This window comes from Paracoccus tibetensis (genome assembly GCF_900102505.1).
GTDB classification, from domain to species: Bacteria; Pseudomonadota; Alphaproteobacteria; order Rhodobacterales; family Rhodobacteraceae; genus Paracoccus; species Paracoccus tibetensis.
Window position 1 is genome coordinate 283,564 of record NZ_FMVT01000005.1, and the last position, 24,493, is coordinate 308,056.

Below are 24,493 nucleotides of genomic sequence, written 5' to 3' on the forward strand. Positions count from 1 at the left end.
TCGCGGTGGCCGTTTGCGGTTGGGGAGCGCGATGAAGGCACAAACGATCACGCCCTTTCCCGGCACGACGGTTTCCGGCCCTGCGACGGACAGTCAGATCGCATTTCTCATGGCCGGTGCCGACAGAAGCCGGCCCCGTGCCCATCTCGAGCAGATCGTGGCCGAGGCGCCGGCCGAGACGCTGGACCCTGTCCGGCTTCGCAGCGCTTGGCTGCACCTCGCGCGCGAAAACGATTCGCTGCGCATGGTGCTGGAGGATGACGAGGACGGCCGGCTGATCCTGCGCGTGCTGGCGGAGCCGCAGCTGGACCTGCGGCTGCTCGACTGGTCCTTTGCCGGCGCCGAGGAGCAGCAGCGCCTGATGGCAGAGTTCCTCGAGGCCGACCGCGCCGAGGGTTTGGACCCGCGGCAGCAGCCGGGCTGGCGCGTCACGCGGATCAACCTCGGGGCCGGCCGCGCGGCGATGCTGTGGACCATCCAGCACGCGATGACCGACGGCACCAGCATGGAGATCCTGCTGACGCGCCTGTGGGAAGACCTGGTCGATCGGCGACGGCGCGCGCCGCCGGCCACCAGTTTTGCCGAGGTGCTGCAGCGCAAGCCGGCGCTCGGACGCGAGGGCGCAAAAGCCTTCTTTGCCCGGATGCTGGAGGGGCATGACCGCGTCGCCCCGCTGCGGCCCCATCAGGCGGGCGGCACGCCGCGGATGCGGCGGCTGCGCGCGGTGGTGCCGGCCGAGGCGATCGCGGCGCTGGACCGGCAGCTCGCCGCGATGGGCGCCACGCAGCTGAACGCGGTGCAGGCTGCCTGGGCCATCGTGCTCGGCCGCTGGACCGGCCAGCCGGCCGCCTGCATGGGCCTTGTGGATGCCGGACGCTCGGTCGACGCAAGCTGGGCCGAGACCGCGGGCTGCCTTATCTCCACCCTGCCGTTCCAGGTCGACCTGGCGGCGCGCCCCAGCTTGCGCGCGCTGCTGACCGACCTGCGCGCGCTGACGCTGGAGATGCGCCGCCATGCCCATGTCGAGCTGACCGAGGTGCGGCGCTGGTCCGGCCGGCATGGAGCGGCGCCGCTGTTCGACACGGTGGTGATGTATGCCCGCCGCACCCTCGCCGAGGCGCTGGAGGCCCGCGGCTGCGGCTGGACGAACCTGCAGCTGGTGGAAGAGGGCGATGCGCTGGTGACGCTGTCCGTCCATGGCGGCGCGCAGATGCGGATCGAGCTGGAGCACGACGCCGTGCGCCTGACGGAGGACGAGGCGGCGCGGATGCTCGGCCATGTGACGCGGCTTCTGACGGCGATGGGCGCGGCCGACCCCGACGCCCCCTGGGCCGGGCTGGACATGCTGTCGCCCGACGAGACGGAGGCGCTGCTGGCGCTTGGCCGTCCGCGGGACATGGGGGACGACACCCTGCCCTGCCCCGCCACGCGCTTCGAGCAGGTGGCCGCCGCGGCTCCGACGCAGCCGGCCATCATCGATGCCGCGACCGGCGCGGTCATGGACTTCCGGACGCTGGACCAGCGCGCAAACGCGCAGGCGCAGGCGCTGGCAGATGCGGGTCTCGGTCCCGAGGACGTCGTCGGCATAGCCCTGCCGCGGGGCGCCGACCAGATCATCGCCATGCTGGCCGTCCTGAAGGCCGGCGCGGCCTTCCTGCCGCTCGAGCCCGACCAGGCGGCCGACTACCTGGCAAAGCTGCTGGACGCGGCCGGGGCGCGGGCGCTGATCGCGGCGCCGGGCGCCGCCCTGGCCGAGGGCGCGCGCCTGCACCTTGCCCCGTCCGAAGCCCAGCTTCCGGCGCCGCCGCCGCGGCCGGCGCCCGATGCCGGGCGGCTCGCCTATGTCATCTTCACCTCGGGCTCGACCGGGGCGCCGAAGGCGGTGATGGGCCTTGCCGGGGCGCTTGCCGCCCATGCCGACGCCGCCATCGCGCGCTTCAGGCTGACGCCGGCGGACCGGGTGCTGCAATTCTCGGCGCTCGGCTTCGACGTGATGCTGGAGGAGATCTTCCCGACGCTTCTCGCCGGCGCCGCCGTGGTGCCGCGGGACGCGCGGCCGCTCGCCTCGGTCGCCGGTCTCCTCGACCTTCTGGCCGAGCATGAGGTGACCGTCGCGAACCTGCCCGCCAGTTATTGGCACCAGCTCGTCGCCGACCTTTCGGACGCGCCGCGACCCCTGCCGCCGTCGCTGCGTCTGGTCGTCACCGGCAGCGAGCGCGTGCTGCCCGGCCCCTACCTCCGCTGGCGGCAGCTGGCACCAGGCGTCGCCTTCATGAGCGGCTACGGCCCGACCGAGACGACGATCACCTGCACGATCTGGGAGGCGCCTGCCGAGGGTCACGGGCTGGAGCATTCCGGCGCCGACATCCCCATCGGCCGCCCCCTCGGTCATGCCCACGCCGTTCTGCGGGCGCCGGACGGCAGCCTCACCCCGCGGGGCGGCCAGGGCGCGCTGTGGATCGGCGGCGCTGCCGTCACCCGCGGCTACATGAACGATCCCGGGCAAACGGCGGCGGCCTTCGTGCAGGACCCTTGGAGCCCCGGCGGCCGGCTCTATGACAGCGGCGACCGCGCGCGCTGGAACCGGCAGGGCGAGCTGATGTTCCTCGGCCGCGGCGACCGGCAGCTGAAGCTGCGCGGCTTCCGCATCGATCCGGCGCAGATCGAGGCTGTCTTAGGCGAGGAGCCCGCGATCTCGCGCGTGCATGTCGATGTCGCGGGCGGGCCTCCGCCGCGGCTGGTGGCCTGGGTCGTCGCCCGGCAGCCGCTGGACGCGGCGCGGCTGTCGCAGGAGATGCTGACCCGGCTGCCCCATTACATGCAGCCGCAGATCGTGCAGGTCGAGCAGCTGCCGCTGACACCGAACGGCAAGATCGACCGCGCGGCGCTGCCGCTTCCGCCCTCCCGCACAAAAGCCTTGCGCGAGGCCGGCGCGCCGCAGGACGAGCGGGCGCGCCTGATCGCGGCCTGCATGGCCGAGGTGCTGGAGGTTGACGAGGTGCCGACCGACGCCGATTTCGACGAGCTTGGCGGCGACAGCCTGCTGGCGCTGCGGCTGGTCAGCCTGATTCAACGCCGCACCGGCCTGACGCTGCGCGCGACGGACCTCGCCCGCCATCCCTCGCCCGAGGCGCTGGCGGCGATGCTGGCAGCAGGAAAGCCGCAGCCCCGCTTCCTCGTCCCGATCCAGGCCGAAGGCACGGGCGTTCCCGTCATCGCGGTCCATGTCCTCGGCCGCAACCAGGAGCTGTACCGCCCCCTCGCCGCGGTGCTGGCGCCCGATCATCCGGTCTATGGGCTGACCGTCGGCTACCCGCGCAATCTCGACGAGATCGACATCCCGCGCATCGCCCGCGGCTATTTCGACGAGCTGCAGCGCCACCTGCCGGACCGTCCGGTCTGCCTGGTGGCGGTGTCGATGGCCGCGTATTTCGCCTTTGAACTGGCGCAGCAGCTGCGGCAGGCCGGTCGCGAGGTGGCGCTGCTGGGGGTCATGGACGCCACCGGACCGGGCGGACGACCGCCGCTGCGGGGCCTGCCGCTGCTGCTGGCGCATCTGCGCGAGCTGGGCCGGGACGGGCCGCGCCACCTGGCCCAGCTGTGGCAGCGGCGGCGCGAGGCGCGCGCGGCCGATCAGCGCCCCGAACCCTCGCCCGAGCCGGGCCTGCCCTCGATGGAACAGGTGGTCGAGGCGAACGTGGCGGCCGTCGAGGCCTACCGGCCCAAGCCCTATGACAGCCCCCTGACCGTCTATCGCGCCGACCGCAGCTTCTGGGATTCGCCCGCCGCGAAGGCCAGCGCCCTCGGGTGGAACGTCGTGGCTCAGGGAGAGCTCACGCTCAGGGACCTGCCGGGCACGCATCTTTCCATCCTCGAGCCGGGAAATGTCGACGCGCTCGCCATTGACCTCCGGCGTCGTCTGGCCGATCTGGGCCCGAAGGCGCCCCGTCCTGCGGCCGGCCTGCCGCCCGACGCGGGGCGCGGCTGACGGGACATCCCCGCGCCTCCGGAACACGTGCCAAGGAACAGCCCATGCGCTTCGAGATCGGCCCCGCCTCCGTCGAGGTGAACATCCCCGACAAGGCGCGCCTGCTGGACGAGGTGGCGGCGCGGCTTGCCCATGGCCGCGGCTTCGCGCTGGCGACGCTGAACGTCGATCACCTGGAGAAGCTGCGCCATGACGCGGCCTTCCGCCGCGCCTATGCCGCCCATGATCTCGTCGTCGCCGACGGCAACCCGGTGGTCTGGCTGGCGCGCCTCGGCGGCAAGGACCTGTCGCTCGTCCCCGGCTCGGAGCTGGTGGTGCCGCTCTGCCGGCTTGCGGCCGAGGCCGGCCGACCCGTTGCGATCATCGCCGGCACCGAGGAGGCGGGTCGCAAGGCCGCCGCAGCTCTCGGCGCGCAGGTTCCGGGGCTGAGCGTCGCCCTGATCGCCGCGCCGGGCTTTCCGTTCGACCCGGACGGCGCCGAGGCGGATGCGCTTCTGGACCGCGTGGCCGCGATGGGGCCCGGCCTCTGCCTGCTCGCCGTCGGCGCGCCGCGGCAGGAGCGGCTGGCGGCGCGCGGCCGCGACCGCTGCCCGGCAACGGGCTTCGCCTCGGTCGGCGCGGGCATCGACTTCCTGGCGGGCCACCAGCGGCGCGCCCCTGCCCTCATGCGCAAGGCGCGGATGGAATGGCTCTGGCGCGCCGCGCTCAGCCCGCGCCGGCTTGGGCCGCGCTATCTGCGGGGCGCGATGATCCTGCCCGGCCTCGCCAGGCGAGCGATGGCGGGGCGCAAGGCCGGCTGAGGCCGGCCGCGCTCAGCCCAGCAAAAGCCAGGCGAGGATGAGGCCGAGGATGGCGAAGGTCAGGTCGTGCCAGCCATCCCAGACCCCGCTGCGCCGCGCCAGCCGGACCAGCATCGGATAGGCCAGGATCGCCGCGACCGCCTGCCCCAGAAGCGCGCCGGGAATGCCTCCGTAATGCGCGCCGGTGACGAAGCAGGCCATGAACAGGACCGCCCGAACGAAGGTCAGCCAGAAGAACCCGCGCGAATCGCCCACGGCCAGGGCACCCTGGTCGTAGGTCATGACGATGACCGGCGGGATGCTGGTCAGGGCGACAAGGGTCACAAGCCCTCCGGCGTCGCGATAGCGGTCGTCGTAGAGAAACTCGACCAGCGGGACCGCCCAGGTGGCGACGGCCGCCAGCATCAGCATCACCATCGCCGTCATCCCGGCGCGCATCACCCGCATCCGCCGCTTGCGGTGCGGCGAGGGGTCCTCGTTGAGGTCGCGATAGACCGGGATCATCAGCCGGCTGATGATGGCCGTTGCCAGCATCTGCGGGAAGCTCGCCAGGAAGAACGCGATGTTGTAGATGCCCAGCTCGGTCAGGGTGAGATAGCGCCCGAGGACGGCCTTGTCGCCCTGCGACAGCGCGAAGCCGACGACGGTCGAGGGCACGATCCACTTGCCGAACGAGATCAGCTCCTGCGCGGCGCTGCGGTCCCAGGTGAAGCGGTTGCGCGGCCCCGGCAGCAGCCGCAGCACCAGGATCACCTTGATGATCGCGCCCAGCAGCAGCCCGATCACCAGCGCCCAGGCCGAGCCCATCAGCGCGGCGAGGATGATGGTGACGCTTGTCCCGATGAACACCGACAGAAGCTCGACCAGCGTCAGCCGGCCCATCTTCAGATGCCGGTTCGCGCTCTCCACCGTGGTCGGCAACAGGCCGTAGATGATCGTCGTCAGCCCGGCCACGGGCAGGTACCAGACCAGCTCGGGCACCTCGTAGAAGCGGGCGGCCGGCACGGCCATGATGCAGCAGCAGATCCACAGGACGACGCCGCGCACCGCCTGCATCGTGTAGGCCGTGTCGAGAAATTTCTGGTCGTCGCCGCGCTTGCTCTGAAGGATCGCCGGACCGATCCCGACATCCGAGAAGGTGGTCAGGCCGATGATCACGACCATGATGATCGCCATAAGCCCGAAGACCTCGGGGAAGAGCAGCCGGGTCAGGATCAGGTTCGAGGCGAGGCGGATGCCCTGCTGCCCGCCGAAGCTGACAAGTGTCAGGATCGAGCTGCGGAAGGCCCGCGGCAGCAGGCTGTCGCCGCTCATGAGCATGCCGATCCGGGCGCGGATCATCGCGAGCCGGTCCTGCAAGCGCGCGCGCATGCGAGGCAACAGGGTCTTGCGCAGGTCGCGGATCTCATCTTGTCCCTCTCGCGGCAGTCATGGCGCATTTGATGCACTTCCCCGTGCCAGGCAATGCCCGAACTGGCGGGCCGGCCGCCCGACTTGCGCCCTGTGCCAAACTCGTCTCAGCCGATGATGGGCCTGAAGGTCGCCATGGGCGCGGGCCGGCCGGCCGGCTGTGGCGCAGCGGCGTCGACGGTGACGCCGCGCGCCGCCAAGCCCGCCAGCGCGCCCGCCGCCAGCCATGTCACTGGCGTGAGCGTCGCGTTAGGGATCAGGTCGACCAGGTTCGCCGCGACGATCAGCGTCATCCCCACCGTCCAGCGATCGAAGTGGCCGGTGACCACCGTATGGCGCCAGACGCGGATGACCGAGCCGCAGAGCAGCCCGAACATCGCGATATAGGTCAAGAAGCCGCCCGTGCTGACATAGATGATCCACTGGCCGTCGGTGATCGTGCGAATCCTGCCGTCGAACGGGTCGACGACATGATGGCGGTTCCAGCTTCCCCAGCCCGCCAGGAATTTCTGCGAGGCGCGTTCGAGCAGGACCAGCTCGTTCTCGAACCGGAAGAGAAGCGACTGGCCCCGCTCCGCGTCGAGGCCGATGATGTAGTCGCTGATGGCGGTCACCGGCACCAGGCCGGCCCACATCGCGAAGGGGTAGAGCAGCACCAGCGTGGTCACGATCCCCGCGAGCCGCATCTGCCAGCGCACGCCCATCATCAGGATCACCGGCACCAGCATCACGCCGTACATCAGCGAGGCCGCGCTCTTGCACATCACCAGGACGACCAGAAGATAGAGCAGCACCCACATGGCCCGCAGCCGCCTTGGGCCGTCGGCTTCCTTGTAGGCGACGGCCGCGGAAAGAACGCCCGTGACGGTGAACAGCGCCACCCACAGCCCGTGCTCGAGGAAGACCATCGGGCGGAAGCCGCCGTAGCGCATCGACTGGCTGAAATCATGGGCGAAGAAGCCGTAGATCCAGACGTTCAGCTGCGGGCTCAGCCGCACCTCGAGCAGCATGGGCAGCGAATAGGCCAGCGTCGCCAGGACCAGCGTCCGCATGTAGAGGCGGACCGAGTCCGTCGAGGACAGGATCATGTAGCCGATCAGGAACGGCACGAGGTCCAGCAGCGTGTAGAACAGCGCGTAGAGCGCGTCGATCATCGAGAGGCCGGGCCGGAAGGACACGCCCTCAACGATCGGAGCGCCGTTGGTTGCGACGGTGATGAAGGGCGTGATGACCGCGATCGCGAGGAGCAGCTTGATCCAGCCCTCCATCCGAAGCCAAGGCATCGGCGCGGTCGCCCGCATCACCACCACACCGACCAGGGCCGCCATGACGTTGATGTGATCCTTGCCCAAGCCTGGCAGGATCGGCGCCTTCACCGTCACCACGGGCGGCAGCAGCAGGTAGCCCGCGACAAGGGACCAGATCGCCGCGCGGCGGTAGTCGAGGCGCGAGAACAGCAGGGCGACGACCACGGGCCAGACGAGAAGCGCGAGCGTCGAGAGCGTGTTGCCCAATTCCGGTCCTTTTTAATCACGTCTGGTGTTCTTGTCGTTCCGGATGCAGCACTACTATCGCTAAGGCTGAGTAGTAGTCTAGAACGGCATCTGGGTGTAAACGATCAATATGAATTTTTTGTACGAGTAAAGGTGTCGCCGCCCCGCCACCCGTGCGAGAGCGGCAGCAGCAGGAGGTTTCACAGTGTCCGGCACCACAGACAGTTCGCATGACATCGCCGTTGTCGGCATCGGGCTGGACCTGCCCGGCGCCTCGGATGCCCGGCAGTTCTGGGACAACCTGCGCGACGGGGTCGAATCGATTCGCGACCTGACTCCGGACGAGCTGGCAGCCGCGGGCGAAAGCGCCGCGCGCAGCGGTCATCCCGACTATGTCGCACGCGCCGCCGTCCTCGATGGCTACGACCAGTTCGACGCCGAGTTCTTCGGTCTCAGCCCCAAGGACGCGGCGGTGATGGACCCCCAGCACCGCAAGTTCCTGGAAGCCTGCTGGCACGCGATCGAGGATGCGGGCCACCGGCCGGACAATCTCGGCGCGGTCGGGGTCTGGGCAGGTTGCGGCATGGGCAGCTACTTCTCGGTCAACATCTGCTCGAACCGCGACCTCGTCGAGGAGACGGGGATGTTCCTGCTGCGCCACACCGGCAACGACAAGGACTTCCTCTCCACCCGTGCCAGCCACATCTTCGACCTGCGCGGCCCCAGCGTCTCGGTGCAGACCGCCTGCTCGACCTCGCTGGTCGCGGTGCATGCGGCCTGCCAGGCGCTGAACGCGGGCGATTGCGACGCGGCGCTGGCCGGGGGCGTCACCATCGAGCTGCCGCAGGGCCGCGGCTATCTCTACAAGGCGAACGAAATTCTCTCTCCGGACGGGCATTGCCGCGCCTTCGACCATCGCAGCGAGGGCACGGTCTTCGGCAGCGGCGCGGCGGTGGTGCTGCTGCGGCGCCTGTCGGACGCCATCGCGGACGGCGATCACATCTGGGCGGTGATCAAGGGCAGCGCGATCAACAACGACGGCTCGGGCAAGGCCGGCTACCTCGCCCCCTCGGTCGAGGGGCAGGCCGCCGCCATCGCCGAGGCGCATCTGGTCGCCGGCGTGGACGCCGCCACCATCGACTATGTCGAATGCCACGGCACCGGCACCCGGCTCGGCGACCCGATCGAGGTCGCCGCCCTGACCGAGGCCTTCGCGCTCGGCAGCGGCGGCGGGCGCACCGGCATCGGCTCGGTCAAGACGAACATCGGACACACCGACACGGCGGCGGGCACGGCGGGCCTCATCAAGGTCGCCCTGTCGCTGCATCACGGCGAGGTGCCGCCAAGCCTGAACTTCGAGGCGCCGAACCCGGTCATCGACTTCGAGGGCACGCCCTTCCATGTGATCGCCGCCCGCACCCCCCTGCCCCGGCACGCGGACCGCCCGGCGCGCGCGGCAGTGAACTCTCTCGGCGTCGGCGGCACGAACGCCCATGCCGTGCTGGAGGCCGCGCCGGTGCAGCCTGCCTCGGAGCCGTCGGACTGGCCGGTGCAGCCGCTCGTCGTCTCGGGGCGCAGCCGCGCCGCGCTTGACGCCAACGCCGCCGCGCTGGCCGCTTGGCTGCGGCAGAACCCGGACGCCAATCTCGCCGATGTCGGCTTCACCCTGCAACAGGGCCGCAAGGTCTTCGACAAGCGCCGCGTGCTGGTCGCCGCCGACGCCGCGGACGCGGCCGACCAGCTGGAGCGTGCCGATCCGCGCCGGGTCTTCAACCATGACGCCAGTCCCGCCGCGCCCAAGCTGGCCTTCCTGTTTCCGGGCGGCGGCGCGCAGTCCATCCACATGGCGCGCGGGCTCTACGAAACCGAGCCGGTCTTCCGCGACTGGATGGACCGCGGCCTCGCCGTCCTCGAGGGGCTGACGGGGCGCGATCCGCGCGCGCTGTGGCTGCCCGAGCCGGGCGAGGAGGCCGCCGCGACCGAGGCGCTGACCCGCCCCTCGGTCCAGCTGCCGCTGCTGATGATCGTCGAATACGCGCTGGCGCAGCTATGGATCAGCTGGGGCGCCGAGCCCGAGGCGCTGGCCGGACACTCGATGGGCGAGAACACCGCCGCCTGCCTTGCCGGCGTGATGGGCTTCGAAGACTGCATCCGGCTGGTCGAGCTGCGCGGGCGCCTGTTCGACCGCGTGGCGCCGGGGGGGATGCTCAGCGTCCAGCTTCCCGCCGAGGGGCTGGAGCAGGAGATCCGCGAGGCCGGGCTGGACCAGCTGGATCTCGGCGTGCGCAACGCGCCCAGCCTGTCGGTCGCGTCGGGGCCGCGCGCCCAGATCGAGGCGCTGCACCAGCGCCTGGCCGAGCGGGGCATCGAGTGCCAGCGCATCGCCATCGACATCGCCGCCCATTCGCGCATGCTCGACCCGATCCTGCCCGAGTTCGAGGCGTTCCTGCGTCAGATCCGCCTCAGCCCGCCGCAGATCCCGCTGCTGTCGAACCGGTCGGGCACCTGGATGACCGATGCCGAGGCGACGGACCCGGCCTACTGGACCGCGCATCTGCGCCACCAGGTCGATTTCGCCGGCTGCATGGCCACGCTGCTGGCCGAGCCGGGGCGGCTCTGCCTCGAGGTCGGGCCGGGCCGCGCGATGTCGGCGCTGGCGCAGGCCAACGGCGCCGTGCCGGACCGCGTCGTCAGCGCCCTGCGCCATCCCGAGCAGAAGATCGAGGATGACGCCTTCTTCCTTCTCGCCTTCGCGCGGCTCTGGGCGGCGGGCCTGCCGCTGGACTGGTCGCCCATCTGGGGCGAGGGGCGGCGGCGCGTGCCGCTGCCGGGCTATGCCTTCCAGCGCAAGCGCTACTTCATCGAGCCGGCCAGCGCCGGCAGCGTCTCGGCCTCGCCGGACGATCCGCCGCTGCGCCTGCCCGACCCCGAGGGCTGGGGTTGGCGTCCCGCGTGGCGCCTGTCGGCCCCGGATGTCGAACTGGACGCCGGGGGGCGCCCCGTCAGCGCCGCGCCCGAGCGCTGGCTGGTCCTGGCCGATGCCGGCGGGCTTGCGGATGCGACGGCCCGCCAGCTGCGGGCGGCCGGTCACGAGGTGATCGAGCTGCGGCCGGGCGACTGCTTCGCGCAGACGGGCGAGGATGCCTTCATCGTCGCGCCCGAGAACGGCGCCGGCGATTTCGAGCTGCTGATCGCCGCGCTCGTCGCGCAGAACCGGATGCCCTCGCGCATCGTCAGCTTCTGGCTGGTCCCGGACGCCAGCGTCGAGGGCGCGCGCGCGGGGTTCAGCCCGTTCCATCGCCATGTCGAGCAGGGCTTCAACACCGCGCTGCACCTGATCCGCGCGCTGGCGAACGAGGGCGGCGAGCGCCCGGTCGAGCTGGTTGCGGTGACCTCGGGCGCGGCATCGGTGGCGGGCGAGCCTCTGGAGGCGCCCGAGAAGGCGATGATCCTCGGCCCGCTGGCCGTCGGCCCACGCGAGTTTCCGTGGCTGAAGGCCCGCAGCATCGACATCCCGCGCCCCCGCGGCAGCGCCGAGACCGAGGCCAGCGCCGCGCGGCTGATCGAGGACCTGATGGACCCCGCGCCGCCCGCCCGCGCCGCCTGGCGCAAGGGCCGCCGCCATGCGCGCCACATCGCCCCGGTCGAACTGCCCGCCGCCGATGCCGCCATGCCGGCCTTCGGCCCGGGCGACGTCGTCCTGATCACGGGCGGGCTTGGCGGCATCGCGCTGAGCCTGGCGCGCTGGATCGCGGTGACGCGCGGCGCCGCCGTGGCGCTGCTGACCCGCCGCCCCCTGCCCGAGGAATCGGAATGGGACGCCCGCATTGCCGCCGATCCGGGCCACCGCCTGTCGCGCCAGCTGGCCGCGCTGCGCGAGCTGCGCGCCGCGGGCGCCCGGATCGAGCTGGTCGTGGCCGACGTGACCGATGCCGCCGCCCTCGGCCGCGCCGTGCGCGAGGTGCGGGGCAGGCTTGGCACCGTCACCGACCTGATCCACGCGGCGGGGATCGTCGCGGACGCCCCGATCCTGGCCAAGTCCAGCGCCCAGATCGAGGACGTGCTGGCGCCCAAGGTCCACGGGCTGCGCAACCTGGAGCTGGCCTTCAAGGACGCGCCGCTGCGGCGGACGGTGCTCTTCTCCTCGACCTCGACCGAGATCGGGGCGGCGGGGCAGGTCGATTACGTCGCCGCGAACGAATACCTGAACGCGGTCGCGGCGGCGGGCATCGCGGCCTTCGGGCGCGTGACCTCGGTCAACTGGGGGGTCTGGGCCGAGATCGGCATGGCCGCCGACGCGCTCTCGGGCCGGCGCGACGCGCCCGCGCCCGTTCCGGTGCCGCAACCCCTGCTGACCGCGCGGGTCGAGGAGGACGGCCGGTCGCGCTTCGTCGGCACGCTGGCCGCGAGCGACTGGATCATCGCCGAGCACCGCACCCGCGACGGCGTGGCGCTGCTGCCCGGCACCGGCACGATCGAGCTGGCCGCCGAGGCGCTGGAGGCTGCGGGCCGCAGCCTGCCCTTCACGCTGCGCGACCTGACCTTCCTCGATCCGCTGATCGTCGAGCCGGGGAGCAGCCGCGACTTCCGCGTCACCCTCAGCCCCGGCGAGGATGCCACCGCCTTCACGCTGGAGGCCGACTTCGGCGAGGGCCCCGTGCCCGTTGCCGAGGGCCGCGTCACCTCGGCCGACCGTGCCGCGGCCCCGCTGGACATCGCCGTCCTGCGCGCCGGGATGCAGGTGGACCGCGCGCCGACGGGGCATGGCCTCGAATCGGCGCAGGAGGCGCAGATGGCCTTCGGGCCGCGCTGGCGCGTGCTGCGCGCGACCTGGCTGGACCGGCAGGGCACTGTCCCCTCGGGCCTGGCTGAGCTGGCCCTGCCCGAGAACGTCCGGGGCGACCTGGACGCCGGCTTCATCCTGCACCCGGCGCTGATGGACATCGCGACCGGGTGGGCGATGGCGCTGATCCGCGACTATGACCGCAGCCAGCTGTGGGTGCCGCTGTCTTACCGCGCGCTGACGGTCCATGCGCCGCTGCCGGCGCGGATCGTCAGCCATGTGCGGCTGGTGGGCGATCAGGGCGGCTATGCCAGCTTCGACGTGACGCTGGCCGCGCCCGACGGCACCATCCTGGCCGAGGTCGAGGGGCTGACCATCCGCCGCCTGACCACTGCCCCCTCGGCGCAGCTTGCGCCGCGCGGTCCGGGCAAGGCCGCGGCGCGCCGCGATGGCGAAAGCCGGCTGGCGCAGACCGTCGCGCAGGGCATCCCGCCCGACCTGGGGCCCGAGCTTCTGGAACGCGCGCTTCAGTCCGGGCGGCCGCAGCTGGTCGTCTCCAGCCTCGATCTGCCCGACCTGATCGCGCGCGAGACCCGCGCCAGCCGCGCCAAGGAGCCGGGGGCGGGCCAGCGCTTCGAGCGCCCCGATCTCGAGAGCGACTTCGTCGAGCCGGCCAACGACCTCGAGCGCAGCCTCGCCGGCTTCTTCCGCGACCTTCTGGGCGTCGAGCAGGTGGGCACGGCGGACGGGTTCTTCGATCTGGGGGGTCATTCGCTGATCGCCGTCCGGCTGTTCGCGATGATCCGCAAGGCCTATGGGCTGGAGCTGCCGCTGGCGACCCTGTTCGAGGCGCCGAACGTCGCTGCCCTCGCCGCGCTGATCGAAGCGCGGATCGGGCCGCAGGCCGGTGCGACGGCGGCGGCGCCTGCCAGCAGCGGCAAGGCGGCGGTCCCGGCGGCGCAGGGCGCGGGCTTCACGCATCTGGTGCCGATGAGCCAGGGCGCGGCCGGGGGCGGGCGTCCGCTCTTCATCGTGGCCGGCATGTTCGGCAACGTGCTGAACCTGCGGTCGCTGGCGCAGCGGCTGTCGGACGACCGGCCGGTCTGGGGGCTTCAGGCGCGCGGCCTCTTTGGAGACGCGCCCCCGCACGAGACCTTGGCCGAGGCGGCCGCCAGCTGCATCGCCGAGATGCGGCAGGTCCAGCCCGAGGGGCCGTATCTCGTCGCGGGTTTCTCGGGCGGCGGGCTGACCGCGCTGGAGATCGCGCGCCAGCTCGAGGAGGCGGGCGCCGCTGTCGCGCAGCTGGTGATGCTGGACACGCCCGTGCCGATGCGGCCGGTGCTGACGCGCAAGGATCGCCTCATGATCCGCGCCGCAGAGATCCGGGCCGAAGGGCCGGGCTTCTTCCCGCGCTGGCTGCGCGACAAGATCGCCTATCGGCGCCTGCGCCGCGGCGGCGCGGCCGAGGCGGGGGCTGGCAGCTTCCACAACGCCGCGATACATGCCGCCTTCGTCGGCGCGCTGCCGCGCTACCAGATGAAGGTCTGGGACGGGCCGGTGACGCTGTACCGCCCGCGGCTCGACCGGCGCTTCAAGGTGTCGGGCGGGCAGTATGTCAGCGGCGCGCGCGAGTATGTTTACGAGGACAACCTGTGGTCGCCCTGGCTGCCGCAGCTTCAAGTGGCCGAAGTGCCGGGAGATCACGATTCGATGGTGCTGGAACCTTGTGTCCGCGTGCTCGCGGCCAGAATGCGCGAAACCCTGTCTGCGGCGGACGGGCATCACGCCGCCGCCGCCGCCCTGCCGAGGGCGGCCGAATGACGGGCGGCGCGGTCCATGTCGTCATCCTGAACTGGCGCAGCGCCGAGATGACGCTGAAGTCGGCCGAGGCGGCGCTGGCGGCGCTGCAGGGCCTGCTCGGCACCGTCTCGCTGATCGACAACGACAGCGGCGACGGCAGCTATGAGACGATGCAGGCCCATGCCGAAAGCCATGGCTGGCTGGAGGGCGGGCGCCTCAAGGTGCTGCAATCGGGCTGGAACGGCGGCTTCGGCGCCGGCAACAACGCCGCCATCGCCGCACGCCTGGCCGAGCCGGTGGACTACGTGCTGGTCCTGAACTCGGACGCCTTCGCCGCCCGCGACATGATCCGCAAGATGCGCGACTACATGGACGCGAATCCGCATGTCGGCCTTCTGGGCTGCAGCGTGACGGGCGAGGACGGCCACCACCACAACACCCATTTCCGCTTCCCCACCATCGCGGGCGAGCTGGAGGATACTGCACGGACCGGCCCGATCACCAAGCTCCTGTCGGGCAGCGTCATCACCATGCCCAAGCCCGAGCGGGCGCAGGCGGTGGACTGGGTGGTCGGCGCCTCGCTGATGATCCGCTTCGACGTGCTCAAGGCGATCGGCGGCTTCGACGAGTCCTATTTCCTCTACTACGAGGAAACCGACCTCTGCCTGCGGGCGGCGCGGGCGGGATGGCCGACGCATTACCTGCCCGACGCGCGGATCGTGCATATCGGCTCGGTCAGCACGGGCATGAAGGAATGGTCGCTGCCGCCGGATTACTGGTTCGCCTCGCGCGAGCATTACTACCGCACGAATCACGGCCGGCTCTATGCGCTCGGCGCGGCGGCGGCGCATATCGCCGGGCTCGGCATCCGGCGGCTGCGCTCGCTTTTCGGCCGGCCCGATCCCGAGTTTCCCCGCGGTCAGGCGCGCGCGGTGCTGCGCCACGCCCTGACCCCCGCACGGCCCAGAAAGATCTTCCGACCGGAGACGCATCGTGAACAGGCTTGAATTCGCGCTGATCGGCAACGCCTCGCTGGCGCTGGAAGCGGCCCGCATCATCGTCGGGCGCGGCCACAGCCTGACCTCCTTCACGGTCCGCGACCCCGCCCTGGCCGCGGCCGCGCGGGCGCAGGGCCTGCCCGTGGGCGAGCCGGCGGCCTGCGACTACCTGCTGTCGGTGGCGAACCTGCATCTGGTGCCGGACGCGGTGCTGGCGCTTGCCTGGCGCGGCGCGGTGAACTTCCACGACGGCCCCCTGCCCGAGCGGGCGGGCCTCAACGCGCCGGTCTGGGCGCTGCTGGACGGCGCGGCCGAGCACGCGATCACCTGGCACCGCATCGCGGGCGGGGTGGACGAGGGTCCGGTCCTGCTGCGCGTGCCGGTGCCGGTGGCGGCGGACGACACCGCGCTGACGCTGAACGCCCGCTGCTGGGAGGCCGCGCAGCGCAGCCTGCCCGACCTGATCGAGATGCTTGAGCAGGGCCGCGACGCCGGCCAGCCGCAGCCTCACGCCCCGCTGCGCCAGCACATGCGCGCCGACCGCCCCGCCGCCGCCGGCATGCTGGACCTGACCCGCGACGCCGAAAGCCAGGCGCGGCTGGTGCGCGCGCTGGATCACGGCCCCTACTGGAACCCCATGCTGCGCCCGCGCCTGCTGACCCCTGCCGGCAAGGTGCTGCTGGTGGGCATGGCCGAGCCCGCGGCCCGTCCCGCCGGGGCGGAAGGCGCCGCGCCCGGCACCGTGCTGGAGGCCGGCGAGGACCGGCTGCTGATCGCCTGCGCCGGCGGCGCTCTGGAACTGGGCGGCTTGACCGGCCAAGACGGCCAGCCCTGCCCGCATGGCCTGACCGCCGGCGACGTGATCCCGGCGCCGCCGCGCGAGCCTGCGCTGGACGAGACCATCCGCCGCGCCGGCAAGGACGAGACGCACTGGCGCGCCCGCCTCGCCCGGCTGGCGCCGCTGGTGATCCCCGAGGCCGCGGCGCCCAAGGCCGCGTCCGACTGGACGCGCGCCCGGATCGTCCTGCCGCGCCCGCAGGCGCCGGGGCAGATCCTGGCCGCGGTGACCGGCGCCCTTGCCCGGATGACCGGGTCCGGCGCCTTCGACATCGCCCTTTCCCCGCCGCTGCCTGCCGTCGCCCGCCCGCACCTGCTGGGCTTCCAGCCCCTCTCGGTCGAGACCGAGGGCGAGACGCTGGCCGCCTTGGCCGAGACGCTGGCGCGCGATCTGGCCGCCGCCGCCGCGCGGGGGCCGATCATGGCCGACCTCGTGGCGCGCGCGCCCGAACTGTCGCGGCCGGGCGTGCCCGGCCTCGCGCTGGCCGCCGATCCGGCCGACGCCCCCGCAGGCGCCGCGCTCTGCCTGTCGCTGCCCGAGACGCCCGAGGCCGAGGTGGCGCTGTGGTGGGACCGCGCGCGCCTTCCGGAAGGCGCCGTCACCGCGCTGACCCGCATCGCCGAGGCGCTCGCCGCCGCCGATCCCGCCCTGCCGCTGGCCGAGGCGCCGACGCTTGCGGACGGCCAGAACCCGCGCGTCGCCCGGAACGACGAGGGGCCCGGCGAGGGCGCCCCCGCGACCATCCACGAGGCCTTCGCCGCCGCAGCCGCCGCCCGCCCCGATGCGACGGCCCTGGTCTTCCGCGACGAGAGCCTCAGCTACGCCCAGCTCGACGCGCGGGCGGGACGGCTGGCGCGGCAGCTTGCCGCGATGGGCGTCGGCCCCGGCGATTCGGTCGGCCTCTTTGCCCGGCGCGGGCTGGGGCTGGTCATCGGCGCGCTGGCGATCCTCAAGGCCGGGGGCGCCTATGTGCCGCTGGACCCGGACTACCCGGCTGAGCGGCTGGCCCATTACGTCAGCGACAGCGGCGCGCAGGTGGTGCTGGCCGATCCGGCCATCGCCGCCCGCCTGCCCGCGCATGGCGCGCGGCTGCTGATGCTGGACGCCGCCGGACCCGAGGCCGAGCCGCGTGCCGCCTCCGGCAGCGACCTGGCCTATCTCATCTACACCTCCGGCTCGACGGGCACGCCCAAGGGCGTCATGGTCGAGCATCGCAACGTCATCAACTTCTTCGCCGGCATGGACCGCTCGCTCGCCAGCCCCGAGCCGCAGACCTGGCTGGCGGTCACCAGCCTCTCCTTCGACATCTCGGTGCTGGAGATCTTCTGGACGCTCACGCGCGGCTGGAAGGTCGTCATCGCCGGCGATCTTCTCGCCAGCGACGAGGCCGAAGCCGCCGCAGGCCCGGCCCGTCGGCAGGGCACGCAGATGTCGCTCTACTACTGGGGCAATGACGACGGCGCCGGGCCGCGGAAATACGAGATGCTGCTGGAGGGCGCGAAACTTGCCGCGCGCCACGGCTTCGCCGCAGTCTGGACGCCCGAGCGGCACTTCCACGCCTTCGGCGGCCCCTATCCCAACCCCTCGGTCACCGGCGCCGCCGTGGCGGCCGTCGCGCCCGGCATCGGGGTGCGCGCGGGCTCCTGCGTCGCGCCGCTGCACCACCCGGCCCGCATCGCCGAGGAATGGGCGGTGATCGACAACCTCACCAATGGCCGGGCCGGCATCGCCTTCGCCTCGGGCTGGCAGCCCGACGACTTCGTGCTGCGCCCGGGGAACACGCCGCCCGCCAACAAGCCGGCGATGCTGGACGCGATCGACCAGGTGCGCCGGCTCTGGAAGGGCGAGGCGGTGGGCTTTCCGCGCGGCGACGGCTCGATCCACAAGGTCGTCACGCAGCCGCGCCCGGTCTCGGCCGAGCTGCCGGTCTGGGTCACGACCGCCGGCAACCCGCAGACCTGGCGCGAGGCCGGCAAGCTGGGCGCGAACGTGCTGACCCACCTGCTGGGCCAGAGCATCGACGACATCAAGGCGCGCATCCCCGACTATCACGCCGCGCTGCGCGAGGCGGGCCATGACCCGGCCCACTTCACCGTCACGCTGATGCTGCACAGCTACCTGGCCGACACGCGCGAGGCGGCGATGGAGGCCGCGCGCGAGCCGATGAAGGACTACCTGCGGGCCGCGGCCGGGCTGGTCAAGCAATATGCCTGGGCGTTCCCGGCCTTCAAGAAGCCCGCGGGCGTTACCGACCCGATGGCCATCGACCTGTCCACCCTCTCCGAGGACGAGCTGGAGGGAATCCTCGAATTCGCCTTCCTGCGCTACTTCAACGACAGCGGCCTCTTCGGCACGGTGGACGAGGCCGAGGAACGGATCCGCGCGCTGCGCGCCATCGGCGTGGGCGAGATCGCCTGCCTCATCGACTACGGCATCCCCTCGGACATGGTGCTGGAGGGGCTGGAGCGGCTGGCCGCGCTGCATGACCGGGTGAACCCCCTCGTGCAGGAGACGGGCGATTACGGCATCGCCGCGCAGATCCGGCGCCACGGCGTGACGCACCTGCAGGCGACGCCGTCGATGGCGCGGCTGCTGCTGGAGGACGCGCCCTCGCGCGCGGCGCTGGCACAGTTGAAGCTCGTCGCCCTCGGCGGCGAGGCGCTGAGCCCGGGCCTGCTGGCGGACCTGCGGGCGGCAAGCGGGGCGCGGGTGCTGAACATGTACGGCCCGACCGAGACGACGATCTGGTCGGCGGTGGCCGATCTTGGCACCAGCGGCGAGGATGTCTGGCTGGGCGATCCCATCGCCGGCACCAGCCTCGAGCTGCGCGACGCGGCAGGCCAGCCCGTCGCGGACGGCATCGCCGGAGAGCTGTGGATCGGCGGCGCGGGTGTCACCCGCGGCTACTGGCAGCGCGAAGCCCAGACCGCCACGGCCTTCCCCGAGCGGCCGGAGGGGCGGCGCTACCGCACGGGCGATCTCTGCCGGTGGGACAGCACGGGGCGGCTGCGCTTCCTCGGCCGGGTGGACCAGCAGGTGAAGCTGCGCGGCTACCGGATCGAGCTGGGCGAGATCGAGGCCCGCCTCGCCCGCCTCCCCGGCGTCCGCGAAGTCGCCGTGGTCGCGCAGGCGCAGGGCGCAGGCGAGCGGCAGCTGGCCGGCTTCGTGACCGGCGAGAACCTGGACGGTACGGCGCTGCGCACGGCGCTGTCGCGGGATCTGCCGGATTTCATGGTGCCGCTGCGGATCACGGTCCTCCAGGCGATGCCGCTGACGCCCAACCGCAAGATCGACCGCAAGGCGCTGGCCGCGGGCGATCCGGCGGTGGTGCCGCGGACCGCGCCGGCCAAGCCCGCAGCTGCGCCTGCTCCGAAGGCCGCCGCACCTGCGCCGGCCGCCCCTGCACCGGCGGCGCCGGCCGCGGCAGGCGATCTGCAGGACCGCATCGGTCAGGTCATGGCGCGCATCCTCGGGCTGCCGGCGGTGCAGCCGGGCGACAACTTCTTCGAGCTGGGCGGCCATTCGCTGCTGGCCGTGCAGCTGCACCGCACGATCCGCGACGAATTGGGCGTCACCCGCAGCTCGATCACGGACATCTTCCGCTTCCCGGTGATGCGCGATCTGGCCGCCCATCTGGGCCGCGACCGCCAGCCTGCGGCACCCGCACCCGCACCGGCACCGGCCGTCGCCTCGCCGGAAGCGCCTGCCCCCACGGCCGAGCCGGCCTCGGCCGGACCCGCCCGCGACCTGATGGCCGAGCGGCGGGCACTGCGCGCCAGGCTGAGGCCGCAAGGCACGACGCAGTGATTGGCGGCGCCCTGAGGGCGCTGCTACCGGCGGGGGTGGGTCTGGGGTTGCAGCCGCTGGACGTCCCCGCCCCGCCGCTCTGGCCGGGCGAGGCCGAGGCGGTGCGGCGCGCCGTGCCGGCCCGGCAGCGCGAGTTCGCCGCCGGCCGCGCCGCCGCCCGAGTCGCCCTTCGGGACGCGGGTCTGCCCGCGGCGTCCCTGCCCGTCGGACCGGATCGGGCGCCGCTCTGGCCGGCCGGCATCTGCGGCAGCATCAGCCATGGCGGCACCCTTGCCGCGGCGCTGGCGGCGCGCAAAAGCGACTGGCCGTCGCTTGGCCTCGACCTCGAGCCGGCGCTGCCGCTGGAGGAGGAGCTTGCCGGGCTGGTGCGCGCGCCGGGTGACGACGATGGCGGCGTGCTGCCGCCTGCGCTGGCGGCCAAGCTGATCTTCAGCGCCAAGGAGGCCGCCTTCAAGGCGCAATTCCCGCTGACCGGCCTCTGGCTGGACTACACCGAGGTCGCGCTGCGCCTTGCGCCGCAGGGTTTCACGCTGACGCTTGGCAGGGCGACCCTCCACGGCCGCTGGACGCTGGCAGAGGGGCTTTTTGCGACGGTGCTGGTGATCGGCGCGGCCGAGGCCCGAGCCTTGCCGGCGCGGACGGCTCAGCTGCCGCCGGTATAGCCGGCATCGGGATAGTCCAGCAGCACCTCGTGCACCAGCTCCTTCATCCAGTCAGCCGTCGCCGCGTCGAGCGGTCCCATGCCCCCGATGCGCGCGGGCACCATGCGCGGGTCGCGGTTGTAGATCACGCCGAAATGGGCCAGCGCGATGAGGTAGGCCCCGGTCTCGTTGATGTGGATGTTGTCGCTGAAGAGATCCTCGATCCGCGTCAGCCCCGGCGCCTCCCCCGCCGCGATGGCATCATAGACGGCGGCCATGATCAGCGGGCCCGGAATGACGAGCATGGGCGACGAGCCCTCGGGACGGTTCGCGTTCACATGGTCGGCGATCTGCTGCCAGCGCGCCATCTCCAGCGGCAGGCGCTCGCGGAAGGGGACATGCGCCTCGGGATCGTTGAACAGGTTCTCGGCATCGGGGCCGCTGGCGACGTCGATCCACGAGGCGTAGAGGATCGTCTCGGCACCTTCGCCGCCGCGCCCCCGGCTCCAGCTGTTCTCGAAGTAGCGCAGGGCATAGCCTTCGGAATCGTGCCACGGCAGCGTGTTTGCCAATGACACCCGCTCGGTCACGACCAGCACGTCGTAATCGGCAATGTCGCGCCGCGCGTCCGCATCCGCCGGATCCAGCCCGTCCTCCCACCGGATCTGCATCGGGCTGCCGGGAATGGTCGACTTGGTGATGGGCAGCGGGCGCGAGGCCGGCATCCCGAGGCCGGTCAGGAAGGCGTTCAGCATCGGCACGATCGGATCGGTCAGGGAATGGCCCGACTGGATGACGCGCAGGGCGAAGATGTCGTCGGTCCCGTCGGCCGCCTCGGCCCGAAGGCCCGGCGCCAGAAGCGCGGCCGCAGCGGCGGCGCCGAGGAAGGCGCGGCGCCCGAGCCGCCAGCGCGTTTGGTCGATCCTGGTTCTGCTCATGCCTGTCCCCTTTTTTGCGTGGCGCGGAGTCTTGTCCGGTCGGGCCGGACGATCAAGGGGATTCGCAGCTGTCGTTTCGGACGGGGTGAACCGCCTTTTGATTCTTGCTACATGTCTGCACGAACTGCGGAAGGGTGCGGGACATGAATCGACGACTGGCCATCGGGGGACTTCTTCTTGCCGCGGGCGGCGCGGCCGCAGCGGCCTTCGGCTGGCGCCGCCAGCGCGGCAACCGGATGCCGGACAGCCTGGTTTTGGCGCCGCGCCCGGTGCTGGCGCCCCCGGCCGACGTCCGCGCGGTCTTCCACCTCGGCCACAGCCTTGTCGGACCGAACATGCCGGCGATGCTGGCGCAGCTGGGCGGTCACGCCTATGCCAGCCAGCTGGGCTGGGGCACGCCCCTCAAGGCGCATTGGGAGGAGGGCGAGGCGCTTGCCGGCTACGAGCTGCACGCCAGCCCCGGTCTCAGCCCCGCCCCGGCCCGCGAGGCCTTGGCGTCGGGCGGCTTCGACACGCTGGTGCTGACCGAGATGGTCGAGATCCGCGACGCGATCCGCTACTTCGACAGCTCCGACTACCTGGCCCGATGGGTCGCGCTGGCCCGCGAGGGCAATCCGCAGCTGCGGGTCTATCTTTACGAGACATGGCACCGGCTGGACGATGCGGATGGCTGGCTCGAGCGGATCGAGGCCGACCTGGACGAGAACTGGCTGGGCCGTCTCATCGCCCCCGCCGAGGCCGCCGGCGCGACGGGCACGATCTACCTGATCCCGGGGGGCCAGGCGATAGCGGCGGTCGCCCGTGCGGCCGAGGCCGGCGAGCTGCCGGGCCTCACCTCGCGCGAGGACCTCTTTGCCCGCGACGATGCGGGCGGCGTGGACATGATCCACATCAACGACCTCGGGGCTTATGTCGTCGCGCTGGCGCATGACGCGGTGATCTACCAGCGCAGCCCCGTCGGCCTGCCGCATCAGCTGACGCGCGCCGACGGCAGCCCGGCCGATGCCCTGGAGCCGGAAGCCGCCCGCCGCGTCCAGGAGATCGTCCGCGACATCGTCCAGCGCCTGCCGCAGACGGGGGTCGCGCCCGATCGGCTGGCATGATCCCGCCGCTTCGCAGGCAGGGCAGGATTCCCGCCGGCGACTGAACCGGCTCGGCTTGCAGGTCCGGCCGGCTTATGCGCAAGAAAGGCCCGTGTCGCCATTTTTCCGAGTAACAACAACATGACAGCAACGCGTCCCCGAGTCCTCGCAATCGCCGAAGCGGCCAACCCGGAATGGGTCTCGGTCCCGCTGGTCGGCTGGTCCATGGCCTCGGCCCTGCGCGCGCATGCCGATGTCCATATCGTCACCCAGACCCGCAACCGCGACGCCTTCCTGCGCGCGGGCCTGATCGAGGGGCAGGACTTCACCGCCATCGACAGCGAGGCGGTTGCCGCGCCCCTCTACCGCCTCGCCAGCCTCCTGCGCATGGGCGAGGGGAAGGGCTGGACCATGGTCACCGCCATCTCGGCGCTGGCCTATCCCTATTTCGAGCGCCAGGTCTGGCGCCAGTTCGGCGCCCGCATCAAGGCCGGCGAGTTCGACATCGTCCATCGCATCACGCCGCTTTCGCCGACCATCGCCTCGTCGCTGGCGCCCAAGGTCGCGGCGGCGGGCGTTCCCTTCGTCCTCGGCCCGCTCAACGGCGGCGTTCCCTGGCCCAAGGGCTTCGACAGCGAGCGGCGGCGCGAGCGTGAATGGCTGTCCTACATCCGCGACGCCTACCGGCTGAACCCGGCACATCGCCGGATGCTGCGCGCCGCCAGCCTGATCCTTGCCGGCTCGCGCCACACGGCCAGCGAGATCCCGGCCCGTCACCAGCACAAGGTCCGGCTGCTGCCCGAGAACGGCATCGACCCGTCCCGCTTCAACCTGACGGCGGCGCAATCCCCGGACGGTCCGCTGCGCGGCTGCTTCCTCGGCCGGCTCGTGCCCTACAAGGGGCCGGACATGCTGCTGACGGCGGCGGCGCCCCTTCTGCGCGACGGCCGGCTTGTGCTGGACATCGTCGGCGAGGGCCCCATGCGCGGCGCGCTGGAGGCGCTGGCGGCCGAGCTTGGCGTCACCGAGGCGGTCCGCTTCCACGGCAAGCTGCCCCATCACGAGGTGCAGCAGGTGCTCGTGCAGGCGCATCTGCTGACCTTCCCCTCGATCCGCGAATTCGGCGGCGGCGTGGTGCTGGAGGCGATGGCGCTTGGCGTCGTCCCGCTGGTGGTCGATTATGCCGGCCCCGCCGATCTGGTGACGCCGGAGACGGGCCGCATGATCCCCCTCGGCACCCGCCCCGAGATCATCGCTGCCTTGGCCCGGCAGCTCGAGGCACTGGCACAAGACCGCACACCGCTGGTCCCCATGGCTGCCGCAGCCCGGCGGCGGGTCACGGAAAGCTTCACCTGGGACAACAAGGCCGCGCAGTTGGTCGAGATGTACCGTGCGCTGATGGTGCCGACGTGAGCCTCGCGCGTTCTCGATCAGGAACAGCCTGCCACTCCGGCGCCGGCGGATCGTGCCGTCTGGATCGACGCGGACTTCAAGCAGCCGCTGAGTGAAACACGTGACTGGCAGTGGTTCCAGCCACGCTTGAGGTCACGGCTTTGGCAGGTAGGGAATGGCACCTGCAATGTCGCTGTCGTCGATCACCCGGAAATGGCTCACCGAGCCGTCCTTCCGCGCCTGTCCGAAAGGGGCGTATTCCGGATCCTTGGCGAAGGCATGAGCCGAGGCGCGATCGGGAAACTGGATCAGCGCGATCAGTGTTTCGTCCGTCGCACTGCCCTCCAGCGTCTCGATATTGCCGCTCCGGGACAGGTAGCGCCCGCCATGCTTTGCAGCGATCTCATGAACCTTTGCAGCATAATCCGGCACCCACGCGTCGTCCGTGACCTTCACCTCGGCAATCAGGAATGCAGTCATGTCTCGCCCTCCCACAGACAATCTGCCGGCAGCATAGCGGCAT

12 protein-coding genes are annotated in these 24,493 nt (G+C 72.0%); 8 read left to right on the forward strand and 4 right to left on the reverse strand.

Annotated elements, in window-relative coordinates:
• The first annotated feature begins 31 nt into the window (after nt 1-31).
• Both BLP73_RS09255 and BLP73_RS09260 read left to right on the forward strand, forming a co-directional pair.
• On the forward strand, nt 32-3,988 hold the full coding sequence (locus BLP73_RS09255) for a non-ribosomal peptide synthetase (protein ID WP_090742936.1): 3,957 nt from the start codon (nt 32-34) through the stop codon (nt 3,986-3,988).
• A 44-nt stretch (nt 3,989-4,032) separates the two neighbouring features.
• Nucleotides 4,033-4,788, forward strand: a complete 756-nt coding sequence (locus BLP73_RS09260) for a WecB/TagA/CpsF family glycosyltransferase (RefSeq protein ID WP_090742938.1) — start codon at nt 4,033-4,035, stop codon at nt 4,786-4,788.
• A 12-nt stretch (nt 4,789-4,800) separates the two neighbouring features.
• Here BLP73_RS09260 and BLP73_RS09265 read toward each other — a convergent pair whose 3' ends face one another.
• Entirely contained in the window at nt 4,801-6,159 is a 1,359-nt protein-coding gene (locus tag BLP73_RS09265; protein WP_245686612.1) for an oligosaccharide flippase family protein, read from the reverse strand.
• Between the two features lie 146 nt (nt 6,160-6,305).
• On the reverse strand, nt 6,306-7,712 hold the full coding sequence (locus BLP73_RS09270) for a hypothetical protein (protein ID WP_090742941.1): 1,407 nt from the start codon (nt 7,710-7,712) through the stop codon (nt 6,306-6,308).
• A gap of 184 nt (nt 7,713-7,896) precedes the next feature.
• On the opposite strand from BLP73_RS09270, the gene BLP73_RS09275 reads away from it, so the two are divergent.
• Genes BLP73_RS09275 through BLP73_RS09290 form a run of 4 tightly spaced genes read left to right on the forward strand, consistent with a single transcriptional unit; the run spans nt 7,897 to nt 20,579 of the window.
• Nucleotides 7,897-14,295 carry a type I polyketide synthase gene (locus BLP73_RS09275; protein ID WP_090742944.1) on the forward strand — a complete coding sequence of 2,133 codons (6,399 nt, stop codon included), beginning with the start codon at nt 7,897-7,899 and terminating at the stop codon, nt 14,293-14,295.
• A complete protein-coding gene (locus BLP73_RS09280) occupies nt 14,292-15,281 on the forward strand; it encodes a glycosyltransferase (RefSeq protein ID WP_090742947.1) in 990 nt (329 codons plus the stop codon). Before BLP73_RS09275 ends, BLP73_RS09280 begins: the two co-directional genes overlap by 4 nt.
• Nucleotides 15,268-19,917 (forward strand): MupA/Atu3671 family FMN-dependent luciferase-like monooxygenase, encoded by a 4,650-nt coding sequence (locus BLP73_RS09285; protein ID WP_090742951.1) that lies wholly within the window; start codon nt 15,268-15,270, stop codon nt 19,915-19,917. Before BLP73_RS09280 ends, BLP73_RS09285 begins: the two co-directional genes overlap by 14 nt.
• Nucleotides 19,914-20,579: a 4'-phosphopantetheinyl transferase family protein gene (locus BLP73_RS09290; protein WP_139165922.1), complete on the forward strand. Its 666-nt coding sequence runs from the start codon at nt 19,914-19,916 to the stop codon at nt 20,577-20,579. Before BLP73_RS09285 ends, BLP73_RS09290 begins: the two co-directional genes overlap by 4 nt.
• On the opposite strand, the gene BLP73_RS09295 is transcribed toward BLP73_RS09290, so the two are convergent.
• A complete protein-coding gene (locus tag BLP73_RS09295) occupies nt 20,561-21,496 on the reverse strand; it encodes a hypothetical protein (RefSeq protein ID WP_090742957.1) in 936 nt (311 codons plus the stop codon). The two genes, BLP73_RS09290 and BLP73_RS09295, sit on opposite strands and share 19 nt — an antisense overlap.
• A 143-nt stretch (nt 21,497-21,639) precedes the next feature.
• Between BLP73_RS09295 and BLP73_RS09300 the strand changes: the two genes are divergently transcribed.
• Complete coding sequence (locus BLP73_RS09300; RefSeq protein ID WP_090742960.1) at nt 21,640-22,599, forward strand: hypothetical protein; 960 nt, start codon at nt 21,640-21,642, stop codon at nt 22,597-22,599.
• 120 nt (nt 22,600-22,719) lie between these two features.
• Complete coding sequence (locus BLP73_RS09305; RefSeq protein WP_090742962.1) at nt 22,720-23,991, forward strand: glycosyltransferase family 4 protein; 1,272 nt, start codon at nt 22,720-22,722, stop codon at nt 23,989-23,991.
• 132 nt (nt 23,992-24,123) lie between these two features.
• Here the strand turns inward: BLP73_RS09305 and BLP73_RS09310 are convergent, their stop codons facing one another.
• Nucleotides 24,124-24,450 carry a DUF1330 domain-containing protein gene (locus tag BLP73_RS09310; RefSeq protein ID WP_090742966.1) on the reverse strand — a complete coding sequence of 109 codons (327 nt, stop codon included), beginning with the start codon at nt 24,448-24,450 and terminating at the stop codon, nt 24,124-24,126.
• Nucleotides 24,451-24,493: the final 43 nt, after the last annotated feature.